Raw genomic sequence first — 15594 nt, 5'->3', positions numbered from 1 at the left:
CCGCTCCATGGCTTGCGACGATGGCGCATCCGGGTTCACGCTGACGGAGCCGGCGCCGGCGAAGATCAATCTCGCGCTGCATGTCGTCGGCCAGCGCGCCGACGGCTATCACCTGCTGGACATGCTCGTGACCTTTGCCGCCTTCGGCGACCGTGTCTCGATCGCGCCCGCCGGGGCCGACCGCCTCACCCTTTCCGGCCGCTTTGCGGGGCGACTGGACGACACGCCCGGGGCCGACAATCTCGTGCTCAGGGCGCGCGACCGGCTTCGCGCGGCCCTCACCGAACGCGGCATCGCCGCTCCGCCGGTCCACCTGCACCTGGAAAAGAACCTGCCGGTCGCCTCCGGCATCGGCGGCGGCTCGGCGGATGCGGCGGCGACCCTGCGCGGGCTGCTGCGCCACTGGAACGCCGGGATCGACCGGGACCTGCTCGACGCCATCGCGCTCGATCTCGGGGCGGACGTACCGATGTGCCTCGCCTCGCGGCCGCTCGTCGCCCGCGGGATCGGCGAGGACATCGAACTGCGCGCCGACCTGCCCGCTTTTGCCATGGTGCTCGTCAATCCGCTCGTCGGCGTCCCGACGCCGGAGATCTTCCGGCGCCTGCCGGGCAAGCACAATCCGCGGCTGAAGGTACCCAAGGCCGGCACCGCCGGACCCTGCTGGCTTGCAGCCCTGCAGGCGATGCGCAATGATCTGGAGGCGCCGGCGACCGCCCTCTGCCCCGAGATCGAGACGGTCCGGCAGGCGCTTGCGGCAACCGCGCCGGTGCTCGTGCGCATGTCCGGCTCGGGGGCGACCTGCTTCGGGCTCTATCACAGCCTGGAGGCGGCCAATGAGGCGGCGCAGGCTCTGGGCGCGGCACATCCCGGCTGGTTCGTCATCGCCAGCGCGGCTTTCGAGGGAGAGGACCGCCATGGCGCGCCTTGACGAGACGAGACCATTCATTCCGCTTTCGATCGCCGTGCTCACCGTCTCCGACACCCGCACGCCTTCGGACGACCGTTCCGGCGACACGCTGGTGGAGCGACTGGAGAAGGCGGGGCACCGGCTCGCCGCCCGCGCCATCGTGCCGGACGACAGGCGGGCGATCCGCAGGCAGGTCGAAGCCTGGACCAAAGACGCGGCGATCGACGTCGTCATCACCACCGGCGGGACCGGCTTTACCGGCCGCGACGTCACCCCGGAAGCGCTGGAGCCGCTGTTCGAGAAGCGGATGGACGGGTTTTCCGAGGTATTTCACCGGATCTCCTACGACAAGATCGGCACCTCGACGATCCAGTCGCGCGCCACCGGCGGCGTGGCGAACGCCACCTTCATATTCGTCCTGCCCGGCTCGCCCGGCGCCTGCCGCGATGCCTGGGACGGTATCCTCGAGGCCCAGCTCGACTACCGGCACATGCCGTGCAATTTCGTCGAGATCATGCCGCGGCTCGACGAGCACCTGAAGCGCAAATAGGCGAAAGCGCCCGCCGCCGGCGCGGTTTCCGCTTCAGAACCACAGGTCGCGGACGCAGCGGCCGTCCCGCGGCAGATCGTCGAAGCTGTCCAGCCCGTCGAAGTGATCGATCGGCAGGTGCGCGACCGCCTCGGGGGCCGCGAGACGGACATTGACCGCCATGCGCCGGCGCCCGTCCGGATCGAGGCTCAGCCCCCGCCAGCAGAGGACGCAGGCGCAGGTCGGGCAGAAGCGGATCTCCAGCGAGGGCCTGCTCCCCATGCGGGTGAAGGCGCTGGTGGTGCCGTGGAGGCGGATGCGCCCGTCCCCGCCGTCGTCCCCATCGAAGTCATAGGCCCAGAGCGCACCGTAGCGGCGACACAGGGTGCAATTGCACGCCGTGACCGGTCCCGGATCACCCGTCATCGTCCAGTGTGCTCCCTCGCAGTGACACGTGCCAATCAGCATCCGCACCTCCCGCGGTTCGAAGCGACGCCACAACCGGCCGACATTGTCCGCTCAATTTTAGCGTTATCAAGACCCGGCCTGCTCGGCCGGGGGCAGACTCTAGTCGCGCATCGCGCGGACCGCCCAGGCGGGAACGATCTCGGCGACGAGCTTGCGGGCGGCGAGGCCGGTGGCGAGTTCGTCCAGCTTCATGCCCTTGCGCACGATCGCGCAGGCCTGCCGCTTGGACACGAGCAGGCCGCATTCGAGCGGCGGCCGGCGCTCGACGAGGCGGCGCATGAACGGCCGGCGATGGTTGCGCGATCCGGCAAAGCGCGCCGGACCCTTGTTCAGCGCAACGTGTTCGGAGACCGCATCGACCCAGCCAAAGAGCGGCCGCGCGCCGGGCTCCAGCAAAAGCAGCCAGTCGCCGCGGGCGGAGCGTACGATCTCCTCCACGCTCCACTCGGTCATGAAGCGGCAGCCGGCCGCATCCGCGACCTGGGACGAACCGTCGTCCGAGCCGTGGTCGAGCACGATCACGTCGCGCACGATGCCCTCCACGGCGCCCGCCACCAGCGCGGACAGGGTCTGCGCCAGCTCGGGTTCGTTGTCTCGGCTTTCCATGATGACCGTCAGCATGGCTGACCCTTACCGCATCGCAACACCCAGCGCCACTGGCAACAAACGCATGGATTGCACTTAGTGGTAGTAGATTGGTCGCTTTCGCACCCGGATCGTGCCGCCCTCCATTTTGTTCTTGAATTGTTCTCTTTTCCCCGTTAGGAATAAAGTCATTGAAGGGGAGACGATTCCCCTGCGGAGAACCCCGATGGCAGACCTGTCCAGTCTCAGGCAGGGCGCGCTTGCGCCCGCCAATACGGTCGACATTGCCGATGCGCTGGTGGCGCAGAGCGGCCTGAGGATCGACATCGACCGCCGTCGCGGGCGCGGCGCCGGGATGAACTTTTCCGGCCGTTTCGAGCAGCAGGTGCGCGAGCGCTTCGACGACGGCTGGCAGACGCTCGAGGACCTGCCGCCCTTCAAGACCGAAGTGCAGGTCGAAAAGCCGCGCAGCATCATCACCCGCAACGAGTCCCCCGACATTCCCTTCGACCGCTCGGTCAATCCCTATCGCGGCTGCGAGCACGGCTGCATCTACTGCTTCGCCCGGCCGACGCATGCCTTCATGGGGCTTTCGGCGGGGCTCGACTTCGAAGCGAGGCTCTTTGCCAAGCCGGACGCGCCGAAACTTCTGGAACGCGAGCTCTCGAAGCCCGGCTACAAGCCGCGGGTGATCGCCATCGGCACCAATACCGATCCCTACCAGCCGATCGAAAAGGAATGGCAGATCATGCGCCAGATCCTGGAGGTGCTGGAGACGGCCAACCATCCGGTCTCGATCGTCACCAAGTCGGCGCTGATCATGCGCGACATCGACATTCTCGCGCGCATGGCCAGCAAGGGGCTCGCCTGGGTCGGGCTGTCGGTGACGACGCTCGACCGCAAGCTGGCCCGCAGCATGGAGCCGAGGGCCGCGACCCCGTCGCGGCGGCTGGAGGCGATGCGCGCGCTTTCGGAAGCCGGCGTCCCCGTCAGCATCATGGTGGCGCCGATCATTCCGGGGCTGAACGACCACGAGATCGAGAAGATCCTCGATTCCGGCAAGGCGGCCGGCGCGCAGGAGGCGAGCTATGTGCTCCTGCGCCTGCCGCTGGAGGTCAGTCCGCTGTTCCGCGACTGGCTGCTGCGCGAGTATCCGGACCGCTACCGCCACGTCATGTCGCTGGTGCGCTCGATGCGCGGCGGCAAGGACTACGACGCCGAGTTCGGCAAGCGGATGAAGGGCGCGGGTCCCTATGCCTGGCAGATCGCGCGCCGCTTCGAGCTGGCGTCGAAGCGACTGGGACTGGTGCGGACACGGCGGAACCTTTCGGCGGACCTGTTCGTGCCGCCATCGGGCAGCGGGGTGCAACTGTCGCTGTTGTAGCACCGTGCCGCGACGGGCGCGGCGCCTCCTGACGAGGTTCGGGGCACGTTGCCCTTTCCATTCGACATTGCCCTGTCCCCCTCGCAATGTCGACGTTCCCGGGTGCCGCCTCGCCCGGGGACTTGCGGGGAATCGGTCGGCCGTGCGAAGTTCGCCGCATGAAACGCCGCGCGACGACCGATTCCCCCCTTCTCTTCGACCTTCCCGCCGGACCCGATTTCTCGATGGAGCTTTCGGCGCGCCGGGCCGGCCAATGGCCGGTGGCCGGTGCCGACGAGGCCGGGCGCGGACCGCTGGCCGGCCCCGTGGTCGCCGCCGCCGTCGTGCTCGATCCGGACAGGATCCCGGACGGGCTGCGCGATTCCAAGCAGCTGTCGGCCGTGAAGCGCGAGGCGCTGTTCGTGCAGATCCTTGCGACCTCGGTCGTCTCCGTCGCCTCCAGCAGCGCGCGCCGGATCGACAAGACCGACATCCGCAAGGCCAGCCTCGATGCCATGCGCCGGGCCGTCTGCGGCCTGACGGTCCGCCCGGGGCTGGTGCTGACCGATGGGCTCGACGTTCCTCCGGGGCTCGCCTGCGCCGGGCGTGCGGTGGTGAAGGGCGATGCGCGGGTCCTGTCGATCGCCGCCGCCTCCATCGTCGCCAAGGTCGTGCGTGACCGGATGATGGCCTGCGCCGACAACAGCTATCCCGGCTACGGCTTCGGCACCCATGCCGGCTACGGCACCGAGCGCCACCGCGACGCGATCGGCACCCTCGGCCCCTGCAACCTGCACCGCATGAGCTTCCGCCCGTTCCGCCCGGACGCCTCGGAATAAGCAGGCGCGCTGCCTGGCCTGAGGCAGATCCCAATCCGCCACATTCGTCCTTCGACGGTTCCTGAACACAGTCTTCGAGCCGTTGAGCGCCAGCCCATGCCGCGGCACCGCCGGAGGCCTACGCGACACGTCTGCCGCATCAACCTCATCGGCGAAATCCGCCATGCCACATCGACGACCGGCCACCTGCACGGGAAGCCGCAGGATCGGCGCGTGAATGCCAGATGCCACGCGCCCGATGAAGGCTCTCGAAACACAAGCCCTTGCCAGCGTCCGCAACGAAAAAAGGCCGGATCGCTCCGGCCTCATTTCATTTGCAGGCTTCGGGCGAACCTCAGTTCAGCCGTGCCTTGACCTCCGAGACGGCCTTGTCGAACAGCGACTTGCCGATCTCCGCGTCCTTCTTGGCCGCCAGCACGGTCTCTGCCGCGCCGATGGCGAGATCGACGGCGGCGGAGCGGACGGCATTGATGGCGTCGGCTTCGGCCTGCTTGATCTTCTGTTCCGACAGCGCCGTGCGGCGTGCCACGTATTCTTCCGTCTTCTGCTTGGCCTCGGCAGCCAGTGCCTCGGCCTCGCGCTGGGCGACGGCGACGATCGAGGCGGCCTCGGCCTCGGCTTCCTTGCGCTTGCGCTGGTATTCGGCGAGCAGGCTCTGGGCCTCCTCGCGCAGGCGCTTGGCCTCGGCGAGATCGTTGGAGATCTTCTCGGCCCGCTGGTCCAGCGCGCTGCCCATCATGGCCGGAACCTTGAGATAGGCGATCAGGACCAGGAACAGGACGAGGCCGACGAAGGCGTAGAAAGTTGCATCAAATGCCATGGTCGTCCGCTCCTTACTTCGCCGCGGCCTTCACCGCAGCCGAGATCTCGGCCTTGGTGGTCTTGCCGCCGATCAGTTGCTCGACAACGGCGGCGGCGGTTTCCTCGGCGATCGCGCCGACGTCGGCAAGCGCCTTTTCCTTGATCCCGGCGATGCGGGTCTCGGCGGCGGCGATCTTGCCGTTGAGGCTTTCCTCGTTCTTCAGGCGCTCGGCGTCGGCCTTGGCCTTGGCGGCTTCGCGCGCCTCGGTGGCGATGACGTTGCCCTTGGCGCGGGCGTCCGCCAGTTCCTTTTCATAGGTCGAGATCGCGTTGTCGGCCTCGGCCTTCAGGCGCGAGGCCTCGTCGAGATCCTGGGCGATGCGGTCGTGGCGCGTCTCGAGGATCGAGCCGATGCGCGGCACGATGACCTTGGACATGACCAGGTAGAAGATACCGAAGGTGATCGCCAGCCACAGGAGCTGGGAGGGGAAGGTCGAGGCGTCGAAGGGCGGGAAGACGCCGCTTCCGTGCTCTTCGCCATGCGCGACCCCCGTTTCGGTGTGCAGTTCGCCAGCCGGGGCGGCGCCATGCGCATCACCTGCCGGAGCGGCGTCGTGCGTCTCCGTCGTGGTCTCGGCCTGAGCGATCTTGAATGGGATGGACTCGGCCTTGGCCGCGGTCGCAGACATGCTCACCTCCAGGTGCACTCAAATATCAAGCGGACCACGGCTCCTGAGAGAGAGCCGTGGTCCGGTCTTCGAGCCGTATCAGACGGCGAAGAGCAGCAGCAGAGCGATGAGCAGCGAGAAGATGCCCAGAGCTTCCGTAACGGCGAAGCCGAATACGAGGCGGCCGAACTGACCGTCAGCAGCAGACGGGTTGCGCAGGGCGCCGGCGAGGTAGTTGCCGAAGATGTTGCCGAGGCCGAGGGCCGTGCCGGCCATGCCAAAGCATGCGAGACCTGCGCCGATGTACTTTGCTGCTTCCGCTTCCATGATGAACTCCTTCGAATGGGTTGTTGCGGCTTGGACTGGTGCGGAACGCACCAACGACTTTATCCTTAGTGGCTGCCCGGGTGGATCGCGTCATTGAGGTACATGCACGTCAGTACCGCAAAGACGTAGGCCTGCAGGAATGCCACGAGGAACTCGAGACCGGTCAGGGCGACCGTCATGATGAGGGGCAGGATCGCGCCGCCGATACCCAGCGCGCCGAGGGTTCCGAGCGAGGCGACGAAGCCTGCGAACACCTTGAGCGTGATGTGTCCCGCCAGCATGTTGGCGAAGAGACGGACGGAGAGCGAGATCGGACGCGACAGGAACGAGATGATCTCGATCGCGACGACGAGCGGAAGAAGGGCGCCGGGGACGCCGTGCGGCACGAACAGCTTCAAAAAGCCGAAGCCGTGCTTGTAGAAACCGTAGAGGACGACGGTGCCGATGACGAACAGCGCCAGCGCGAAGGTGACGATGATCTGGCTGGTGACCGTGAAGAAATACGGCATCATGCCGAGCAGGTTCGCCGTCAGGATGAACATGAACAGCGAGAACACCATCGGGAAGAACTTCATGCCGCCGCTGCCGGCACCCTCGCGCAGCATCGAGGCGATGAATTCGTAGGACATCTCGGAGACCGACTGCAGGCGGCTCGGAATGATGCCGCGCTGCGAGGTGGTCATGTAGAGGAAGCCCGAGGCGACCGCCGCGGAAGCGACCATGAAGAGCGACGCGTTGGTGAACGAGAAATCGATTCCGCCAATCTCGATCGGAACAATCTTGTTGACCAGAAACTGATGGGTCGGATCGTTTGCCACCGCTTGTTCTCTCTCGTTTGCCGCCCACGGGGCGGATATTCCTCTTGGGCCGGACGACGCTTACGCACCGTCCCCGTTCGCATTCGTCTTGCCGGAGGTATCCCTGCCGGCCATCCGGTCGACGGGATGGGGAGATGCCACCAAACCAGCCGACCGCATCACATTCAGCACGCCCGCGCAGAAGCCGAGCAGCAACAGCACGATCATCCCCCAGGGAGCCGTACCGGCAAACCGGTCCACAAGATAGCCCAGAAGCGCGCCGACGATGACCGCGGCCACGAACTCGCTGGAGAGCTTCATGGCGACCGCATAGCCCTTCCGGCTTTCGGCTGCCTTCTCCTCGGCGGCATCGTCCGCATGGTCCTCGGTGCGCCTCTTTGCGAGTTCGGCGTCGAGACGCTGCAGACGTTCTTCCAGACTTTCCTTGCGGCTGCCCTTCATGGCGCTTCCCTCCCGCTCCGCCCGGGCGCATGCGCCCTATTGCGGTCATAATCACGGCTAGGTTTTAAGCCAGCTTCAGGCCCGATTGAAGTCGGGCGCAACATAGTTTTAGGGGCTTGCATAGTCAAGGCGGGGGAAAGCTTTGACCAGCGCGAAATTAACCGAACAATATCAAATATTTGACATCTTCTCCACGATTCCCGGCAGATGACGGCCGGGGAATCACGCGCGACGCTGCGACATGTCGCAGCCCGGCCGGCAGGGCCGCCCGTCTCAGATCCAGCCGCCGCCGTAGGTCCGGTAGAAGACGTGTTTGCCGATCTTGGCGACGCGCTTCATCGTCGGGCCCCATTTCGGCCGGACATAGGTGGCGTGGTAGTGGGTGGAGGAGCCGACTTCCGGCAGCCAGATCTTGCCCGCGGTCACCGCCATGGCGATTTCCTTGGCGGTCTTCCAGTGCCAGGGCGCCAGCACGAGATCGGGGATGCGGTCGCAGGTAAACGAGAACTGGCAGCCGGTGCGCAGCTTTTCGCCCTGGTAGACGACGCCGCAGATCGTGCCCGGATAGGCGGGGTTGCGCACGCGGTTCAGGATCACCTGGGCGACGGCGGCCTGGCCCTTGAGGCTTTCTCCCCTCGCCTCGAAATATATGCCGGTCGCCAGGCACTTCTGCTCGGCTGCGGAAAAGACCGTCGCCGGCAGCACCGTCGCCGCCCAGGCGTGGTCTTCCGGAGCGATCTCGGGGACAAAACGGCCGTTGCCCGCATCCTTGCCGGCGAGAATCGAATCGAAGGGCGAGACGCGCGCATAGTCCGGTTCCGGCGGCGCGTAAGCCGTGGCGAGCACGTCGGCGCGGTCGTTGGTGACGAGGCCGGCCAGGATCGACGGCACGCCCGGATCGGCGATCACGGCCTTCTTGCGGTAGAAGGCGGTAGCGATCTCGATCTCCTTGCCGCGGATCTTCGGCGAGACGAACCGCATGCGTTCCTTGGCGTCGAATTCGGGATCGATCATCAGCGATGCCTGCCGGTCCAGGACCGACCCCGCCGAGAAGGCCTTCGGCGGCGCGACCGGGGTGACGGCGACGATGCGGCCCTTCTTCCTGCCGCGGGTGACGCGGTCCTCGTCGGGCGTGCCGCCCTGCCCCTTGCGGGCGTTGAGCAGCGAGGCCTCGCCGCCGCCCGGCAATTCGAGCCCGGCGCCGCCGGCGAGCGCGCCGGTGGTGATCGGGTCGTTGAAGGCGATGTCGACCGCATGGATCGCGCCGGCCGGCGCGCGGGTCATGACCAGTTGCTGGTTGCCGCCCTTGCGGTTGACGCCCGAGACGAAGGTGGCGAGGTCGGCATGCCCGACATCGAAGGCGGAGGCGGAAAAGAGGGCGACGCCGAGGGCAAGGGGTGCGCGCCAGGTCTTCGCAGGCAAGGCCCGCGGCAAGAGGCGCGACAGGACCGGCGACAGGGTCTGCGGCAGGGTCTTTGGCAGGGCCTCTCTCATCATTCCAACGCAACTCTTACGCAACGTCACACTCCGACAACGCGGCCGAGCGGGATCGTCGCCCCGATCACCGGGACGGCGCTGTACCTGCTGGCGAATACTCTGCTGAAGCCCACCCCGGCGACGCGGGATGATTTCGGCCTGTTCGTTGACCGAGAATGAAGAATTAACCTTGATGGACGGTTAACGGTGCGCGTCCTGCCGGACAGGAAAATCTATGCCGCCGCCCGCCGCGATCACGTCTTCGCGAGCGGGCCTGCCCTCAGAGGATGACCACGCTCAGATGATGACCTGGGATCCGAGTTCCACGACGCGGTTGGTCGGCAGGCGGAAGTAGTCGGAGGGATCGACGGCGGCATTGGCCATGGCGATATAGAGGCGGTCCTGCCAGTGCGGCATGCCGGAGTGGCGGTCGGGAACGAGCTTGCGGCGGCCGAGGTAGAACGAGGTCGTCATGATGTCGAACTTCACGCCCGACTTGCGGAACAGCCCCAGCGCCTGGGACACGTTCTGCGTTTCCATGAAGCCGAAGCGGATCTGGATGCGGGCGAAGCGGTCGGAGAGCCGCTCCATGCTGCAGCGTTCGGCCGGGGCCACCTTGGGCGTGTTCATCGAGGTGATCGTCAGGATGAAGTTCTGCTCGTGCAGGACGCGGTTGTGCTTGATGTTGTGCAAGAGCGCCGCGGGCGCCGATTCCGGATCGCTGGTCAGGAAGATCGCCGTGCCGGAGACCGAGACGGGGGCGTGGGCGCTCTTCTTCTCGATCGATTTCACGAAGGATTCCAGCGGCACCTCGATGTGCCGCGTCTTCTCGCGCAGGAGTGCGGTGCCGCGCACCCAGGTCCACATCATGATCATGCAGGTCGCCGCGATCAGGATCGGAACATAGCCGCCGTCGTGGATCTTCAAGAGGTTGGCGCCCAGGAACGTCAGTTCGAGCAAAAGCAGCGGCAGCAGCACGAGCGCTGCCGTCGTCGCCTTCCAGCGCCAGCGCATGCGCAGGAACTCGAAGGCGAGCACGGTGGTCACCACCATGGCGCCGGTGACCGAGATGCCGTAGGCGGTGGCCAGCCCTTCCGACGAGGCGAAGACGAAGACGAGCAGCATGACGCCGAAGAGCAGGATGGCGTTGACCGCCGGCAGGTAGATCTGGCCGGTCTGCGTCTCGGAGGTGTGGAAGATTTCCATGCGCGGCAGGAAGCCGAGGTGGATCGCCTGCCGGGTGATCGAGAACGCGCCGGTGATGACCGCCTGGCTGGCGATGATCGTGGCCGCCGTCGCAAGGATCACGGCCGGCAGCAGCGCCCATTGCGGAAACAGCAGGAAGAACGGATTGGCGATCGCCTCGGGATGCTTCAGCACCAGCGCCCCCTGTCCCAGATAGTTCAGCGTCAGCGCCGGGAACACGAGACAGAACCAGGCCCACTGGATCGGCCTGCGACCGAAATGGCCGAGGTCTGCATAGAGCGCCTCGGCACCCGTCACCGTCAGGAACACCGCACCCAGGACGACGAAGCCGAGCCAGCCGTCCTTATAGATGAAATTGACCGCATAAAGAGGATTGAAGGCCAGAAGGATGCTGAGATCGTCGCCCAGGTGGACGGCGCCTGCCACCGCCATGACGAGGAACCAGAGAATGGTGACTGGGCCGAAGAACCGCGACACCGCCGCCGTTCCCCAGGACTGGACGGCGAACAGAACGACGAGGATGACGACGGAGATCGGGACGACGTATTCATCGAGCGTGGGTGTCACGAGCTTCAGGCCTTCCACGGCGGAAAGGACCGACAGCGCCGGCGTGATCATCGCGTCGCCGATGAAGAGGGCGGCGCCGGCGAGCCCCATGAAGAACAGGATGGCCTTGTGGCCGTTGGCGGTCTTCATCAACAGCGCCAGGAGCGACAGCGTGCCGCCCTCGCCCTGGTTGTCGGCCCTAAGCAGGAACAGCACGTATTTCAGGGTGACGATGATCGTCAGCGTCCAGATCACCAGCGAGATGAGGCCCACGACCTCCTCCCAGGTGACGCCATCGGCGGAAATCGGACGCAGGGCTTCGCGGAAGGCATAGAGCGGGCTCGTGCCGATATCGCCATAGACGACGCCTACCGACCCGATCGCGAGGATCAGGAGCGTACGCGCACGACTGTGCCCGGCTGCGGCATGGGTTTCGGTATGAGGCATTGCGGTCAACAGGCCCTAGAGCCAGCCTTTCCAGCGAAAGAAGAAGAACGGGATCACGGCCGAGGCGACCATCGCACCGAGCGACAGCGGATAGGCATAGGTGGCGTGAAGTTCGGGCATGAACTCGAAGTTCATGCCGTAGATCGAGGCGATCAGCGTCGGCGGCAGCAGCGCCACGGATGCGATCGAGAAGATCTTGATGATCTGGTTCTGCTCCAGGTTGATCAGCCCGAGCGAGGCATCCAGCAGGAACGAGATGTTGCTGGAAATGAAGCTTGCATGCTCCGACAGGGACTGGATGTCGCGCGAGACGGTGCGGCACAGTTCGCGGCTCTCGCGATCCGGCTGGAGCACCGGGGCGGCATAGAGAAACGTCATCAGCCGCGAAAGCGACATCAGGCTGTCGCGGGTCTTGGCCACCAGCCGGTGCAGCGCGGAGACGGCGACCAGCCTGTCCTCCAGGTAGCGCGGCTGGCGTTTCGTCAGGTGCCGGCGGTCGCCGAACACTTCCAGCGACAGTGTATCGGCCCGGGCCACCGACACCTCGAGGATCTCGGCCGTCCGGTCGACGACGGTTTCGAGCAGGCGCGCCAGCAGCATGGTGCCCGAGGGGCAGCCGCCGGTGATGCGCGGCATCGCCGCCTTGAACAGGTCGAAGGACCGGGGCTCGGCGTAGCGGATCGTCAGCAGGCACTTGCCCGTCAGGACGAAGGCGACGTCGGTCAGTTCCGGCTGATCGCTGTCGGCCTTGTAGACGAGCGAGGCGGTCATGTAGACCGTGCCGTCCTGCATGTAGAGCCGGCTGGAAGGCTCGATGTCCTTCAGTTCGTCCTTGGTCGGCACGTCGATGCCGAGGAACGTCTCGACGAAGGCGTCTTCCTCATGCGTCGGGCGCAGCAGGTCGATCCATACGACGCCGGCGGGGACGGAGGCCGAATCTGCCAACATTTCGGGGACAAGAAGCAACGCTTCCCCGTTGGATCGATAGACGGTCAACACTTGCGAGTGGCTCCGGAGAAGACCAACGCACACCTTTGTCTTGTCAGGTTCGACGCACCTGCGCCCGCCCAGGACAGCTGGGCGGAAGCGCATATTGCGCGGTGCGGCATCAAAATCAAGCCCGGTCACTTTTCCGTCATTACACGGCCGGGCTCAACCTCACTCGAAGACGATCGAAGGCGCCGTGCGGCCGCCGGCCGCCTGCCTCGCCTTCAGCTCGGCCCAGGTGCGCGTCGCGATCTCGCGGTAGATCCTCGCCGCCGCCCCGTCCGGGTCGGAGACCACGACCGGCGTTCCGGCATCCGAGGTTTCGCGGATGTCCATCGTCAGCGGCACCTCGCCGAGGAAGGGCACGCCGATCTTCTCCGCTTCCTTCCGCGCCCCGCCATGGCCGAAGATATCGTAGCGATTGCCGGTATCGGGCGCGATGAAATAGCTCATGTTCTCGACGATGCCGAGCACGGGCACCTCGACCTTGTTGAACATGTTCAACCCCTTGCGGGCATCGATCAGGGCCAGGTCCTGCGGCGTGGAGACGATGACGGCGCCGGCGAGCGGCACCTGCTGGGCCATCGTCAGCTGCGCATCGCCCGTTCCCGGCGGCATGTCGACGACGAGCACGTCGAGCTCGCCCCAGGCGACCTCGCGCAGCATCTGCATCAGCGCCGACTGGATCATCGGGCCGCGCCAGATCATCGCCACCTCCTCGTCGACGAGGAAGCCCATGGACATGACCTTGATGCCGTAGTTCTCCATCGGCTTGATGATGCGGTTCTCGATCTGCTGCGGGCGGCCGGCGATCTTCAGGAGCCGCGGCATGGAAGGGCCGTAGATGTCGGCATCGAGAATGCCGACCCGCAGGCCGTTCGCCTTCAGCGCCAGCGCCAGGTTGACCGAGGTGGTCGACTTGCCGACGCCGCCCTTGCCCGAGGCGACCGCGATGATCGCCTCGACGCCCGGAACGCCGATCTTGGCGCGCGGCGCCTGCTGGCCGGGGGCCGGATGGGCGTGGCCGGCGTGGGCCTGGCCCCGCCCGGGCGCCTGTGCCGATTGCTGCGGCGGCTGCGGCCGCGATACCGGCGCGCCGCCGGTGCCCGCCCGCTTGTCGGCCGTCAGCGCCACCATGGCCGCGGTGACGCCGGGGATATCCTTGACGACGCGCTCGGCCGCCGCGCGCATCGGATCAAGCTCCTTGGCGCGTTCGGCCGGGACGGTGATCGAGAAATAGACCTTGCTGTCGGAGATGAAGACGTCCGACACCAGCCCGAGGTCGACGATGTTGCCTTCCATGTCCGGGCCGCGAACCGTCCGCAGCTTGTCCAGTACCTGGTCCTTGGAAATGTCGCTCATGCCTGCCTCGCCAGAATGAATTGGCGCGTTGATAGCGCATTCGGCGTCGAAGCGGAACGGTTTTCAGGCCGGCAATCAGCTGATCAGGCCGCGACGAATCGCCTTGACCACCGCCTGCGTGCGATTGACGGCCTCGAGTTTGCGGGTGACCTGGTTGAGGTAGTGGTTGACGGTATGCTCCGACAGGCCGAGGATTTCGGCGATCTCCAGGCTCGTCTTGCCGGCGGCCGTCCAGCTCAGGCACTCGACCTCGCGGTCGGTCAGCATGATCTGCCCGGTCTTCCAGGCGGCGCCGATCTCGGCCAGCCGGTTGAACACCTGGATCGAGATCATCTGCAGCAGCAGCCGGCTGTCGAAGCCGAGGTCGCCGCCCTCGCCGCTCCAGACCACCACGCCGCGATTGCCGAGCGCATCGTGCACCGGGAAGAAATGCCCCGTCCGCAGCCCGTGCCGTTGCAGCATGTCGGAAAACTCGGCGAGCGGCTTCTCGGTCGGGGTGGCCTCGGCGATCCAGTCCATCAGGTCGTAGGAGAAGGATACCGTCGTCGTCCGCAGCCGGCGGATGCTGGGGCTGCGGCGGATCATGTTCAGCGCGTCGTACTTGGCCATCAGGTCGGAGGGCCAGTTGCTGACGATCGAATGCGGCGACAGCTTCTCGGCCTCGAAGCCGGGCAGCGAAAACGCGATGAAATGCTTCAGCGAAAAGGCTTCGCCCGTTCGCCGCAGGAAACGGACGATGTCGAACTGCGTCTGCAGGCCGGCGATCTCGGCACTGCAATCCTGACCCTCGCCCTGCCCCGGGTCCTGCACCGTCATATCGTCCCGCATCCATGCACTCCGGTGTCCGCAGGTTCCCCCCCGATCCTGCGGTATTGTCTGCAGCCGTCCCCGGCCTGGTTCATGTGAGAAGTCCGGCCCGGATCGCCTTGGCGACCGCCTGGACGCGGTTGACGGCGTCGAGCTTGCGCGTCGCCCGGTTGAGGTAGTGATTGACGGTATATTCCGAAAGACCGAGGATCCCGGAAATCTCGATGCTGGTCTTGCCGGCAGAGACCCAGGACAGGCATTCGATCTCGCGCCCGGAGAGCGGCACTTGTGCGTCCGCGTCGGCCCGGCATTCGAGGATCTTGGTGAAGACGAGATTGGCGACCGCGTTCAGTTCGGCCATTTCCATATGCGCCAGCGCCGGGCGGTCGCCGGCGAATGCGAGCGCGCCGCGCTGGCCGAGCGGATTGTGCGCGGGAAAATAGGCGCCGCGCGATAACCCGTATTGCGCGAAGAGGCCGACGGCGATCTCCGTCTTGCCGTCGAGGCGCGAACTGTTGGTGCTGACGGCGTCGAAGGTGAAGGGATTGGTGCTGCCCCGCAAATGGCGGATGACCGGGCTGCCGAGGACGAGGCCGGCCTCGTCGTAGCTCAGCAGCATCTCGACCGGCCAGTTGGTCGAGAGCACGTGCGGCAGGAGCTCGATGGAGGTGGTCGCCGGCAGAACGGTCAGCAGATAGCCGCGAAGCCCGTATTCACCGGTCATCTCCGCCAGAAGCCGCGTCACGTCCTGTTCCGACCCCGCCTCGGCGAACCGGCGCGCCCAGCGCAGCGATGTCCTCGGGGCGATCACGATGGGCTGTTCGGTCATCCGGCGTCTTTCCAGAGAGAAGTAGTTTGCGACCAGACGGCCCCTCGGCCAACCTGCGTTCACTCAGCACTCGAATTGCAACTCTATTCCGCGATCGCCGGGATACAACCCTGAATCGAAGCACCCAGAAATGTTCGTTGGAGCGGAGGCTAGTCGTGGCTTTTATGTCCGTCCAGCGTGTTCCG

Annotated in this window: 17 protein-coding genes; 4 read left to right on the top strand and 13 right to left on the bottom strand. The window is 66.1% G+C overall.

All coding sequences use genetic code 11. The annotated features are described in order from the left end of the window. Nucleotides 1-7 precede the first annotated feature (7 nt). Together OCK02_RS04395 and moaB are read left to right on the top strand one after the other, a co-directional pair. On the top strand, nt 8-931 hold the full coding sequence (locus OCK02_RS04395) for a 4-(cytidine 5'-diphospho)-2-C-methyl-D-erythritol kinase (protein WP_263811755.1): 924 nt from the start codon (nt 8-10) through the stop codon (nt 929-931). Further along, complete coding sequence (gene moaB / locus OCK02_RS04390; RefSeq protein ID WP_263811754.1) at nt 918-1460, top strand: molybdenum cofactor biosynthesis protein B; 543 nt, start codon at nt 918-920, stop codon at nt 1458-1460. Before OCK02_RS04395 ends, moaB begins: the two co-directional genes overlap by 14 nt. A 33-nt stretch (nt 1461-1493) precedes the next feature. Here the strand turns inward: moaB and OCK02_RS04385 are convergent, their stop codons facing one another. Then, the gene (locus OCK02_RS04385; protein ID WP_263811753.1) at nt 1494-1907 is read right to left on the bottom strand and encodes a GFA family protein; all 414 of its coding nucleotides are present in this window, start codon (nt 1905-1907) and stop codon (nt 1494-1496) included. A 99-nt stretch (nt 1908-2006) separates the two neighbouring features. Further along, on the bottom strand, nt 2007-2528 hold the full coding sequence (locus tag OCK02_RS04380) for a glycosyl transferase (protein WP_263811752.1): 522 nt from the start codon (nt 2526-2528) through the stop codon (nt 2007-2009). 190 nt (nt 2529-2718) lie between these two features. Here OCK02_RS04380 and OCK02_RS04375 point away from each other — a divergent pair, with 190 nt between their 5' ends. Together OCK02_RS04375 and OCK02_RS04370 are read left to right on the top strand one after the other, a co-directional pair. Beyond that, nucleotides 2719-3876 (top strand): PA0069 family radical SAM protein, encoded by a 1158-nt coding sequence (locus OCK02_RS04375; RefSeq protein ID WP_263812200.1) that lies wholly within the window; start codon nt 2719-2721, stop codon nt 3874-3876. Nucleotides 3877-4034: 158 nt separating this feature from the next. Then, the gene (locus OCK02_RS04370; RefSeq protein WP_263812199.1) at nt 4035-4694 is read left to right on the top strand and encodes a ribonuclease HII; all 660 of its coding nucleotides are present in this window, start codon (nt 4035-4037) and stop codon (nt 4692-4694) included. Nucleotides 4695-5028: 334 nt separating this feature from the next. Here the strand turns inward: OCK02_RS04370 and OCK02_RS04365 are convergent, their stop codons facing one another. From OCK02_RS04365 to OCK02_RS04315, 11 genes are all read right to left on the bottom strand, one after another. Continuing rightward, nucleotides 5029-5514, bottom strand: coding sequence for a F0F1 ATP synthase subunit B (locus tag OCK02_RS04365; RefSeq protein ID WP_263812198.1), 486 nt, complete (start codon nt 5512-5514; stop codon nt 5029-5031). Between the two features lie 13 nt (nt 5515-5527). Then, nucleotides 5528-6184, bottom strand: coding sequence for a F0F1 ATP synthase subunit B (locus tag OCK02_RS04360; RefSeq protein WP_230802881.1), 657 nt, complete (start codon nt 6182-6184; stop codon nt 5528-5530). A 78-nt stretch (nt 6185-6262) separates the two neighbouring features. After that, nucleotides 6263-6490, bottom strand: coding sequence for a F0F1 ATP synthase subunit C (locus tag OCK02_RS04355; RefSeq protein ID WP_097135489.1), 228 nt, complete (start codon nt 6488-6490; stop codon nt 6263-6265). Between the two features lie 65 nt (nt 6491-6555). Continuing rightward, a complete protein-coding gene (locus OCK02_RS04350) occupies nt 6556-7308 on the bottom strand; it encodes a F0F1 ATP synthase subunit A (RefSeq protein ID WP_230802880.1) in 753 nt (250 codons plus the stop codon). Between the two features lie 60 nt (nt 7309-7368). After that, nucleotides 7369-7749: an AtpZ/AtpI family protein gene (locus OCK02_RS04345; protein WP_263812197.1), complete on the bottom strand. Its 381-nt coding sequence runs from the start codon at nt 7747-7749 to the stop codon at nt 7369-7371. Nucleotides 7750-8022: 273 nt separating this feature from the next. Continuing rightward, a complete protein-coding gene (locus tag OCK02_RS04340) occupies nt 8023-9246 on the bottom strand; it encodes a cell wall hydrolase (protein WP_263812196.1) in 1224 nt (407 codons plus the stop codon). Nucleotides 9247-9522: 276 nt separating this feature from the next. Next, nucleotides 9523-11424: a potassium transporter Kup gene (locus tag OCK02_RS04335; RefSeq protein ID WP_263812195.1), complete on the bottom strand. Its 1902-nt coding sequence runs from the start codon at nt 11422-11424 to the stop codon at nt 9523-9525. Between the two features lie 15 nt (nt 11425-11439). Further along, the gene (locus OCK02_RS04330; protein ID WP_318530109.1) at nt 11440-12423 is read right to left on the bottom strand and encodes a magnesium transporter CorA family protein; all 984 of its coding nucleotides are present in this window, start codon (nt 12421-12423) and stop codon (nt 11440-11442) included. Nucleotides 12424-12582: 159 nt separating this feature from the next. Then, nucleotides 12583-13773, bottom strand: a complete 1191-nt coding sequence (gene apbC, locus OCK02_RS04325) for an iron-sulfur cluster carrier protein ApbC (protein WP_263812193.1) — start codon at nt 13771-13773, stop codon at nt 12583-12585. Between the two features lie 75 nt (nt 13774-13848). Next, on the bottom strand, nt 13849-14601 hold the full coding sequence (locus OCK02_RS04320; protein WP_263812192.1) for a helix-turn-helix transcriptional regulator: 753 nt from the start codon (nt 14599-14601) through the stop codon (nt 13849-13851). Nucleotides 14602-14671: 70 nt separating this feature from the next. After that, nucleotides 14672-15409, bottom strand: a complete 738-nt coding sequence (locus OCK02_RS04315; RefSeq protein WP_230802873.1) for a helix-turn-helix transcriptional regulator — start codon at nt 15407-15409, stop codon at nt 14672-14674. Nucleotides 15410-15594 lie beyond the last annotated feature (185 nt).

It is taken from the genome of Rhizobium sp. TRM96647 (assembly GCF_025780115.1).
Lineage (GTDB): Bacteria > Pseudomonadota > Alphaproteobacteria > Rhizobiales > Rhizobiaceae > Mycoplana.
This window is presented reverse-complemented; position numbering and strand designations above follow the sequence as displayed.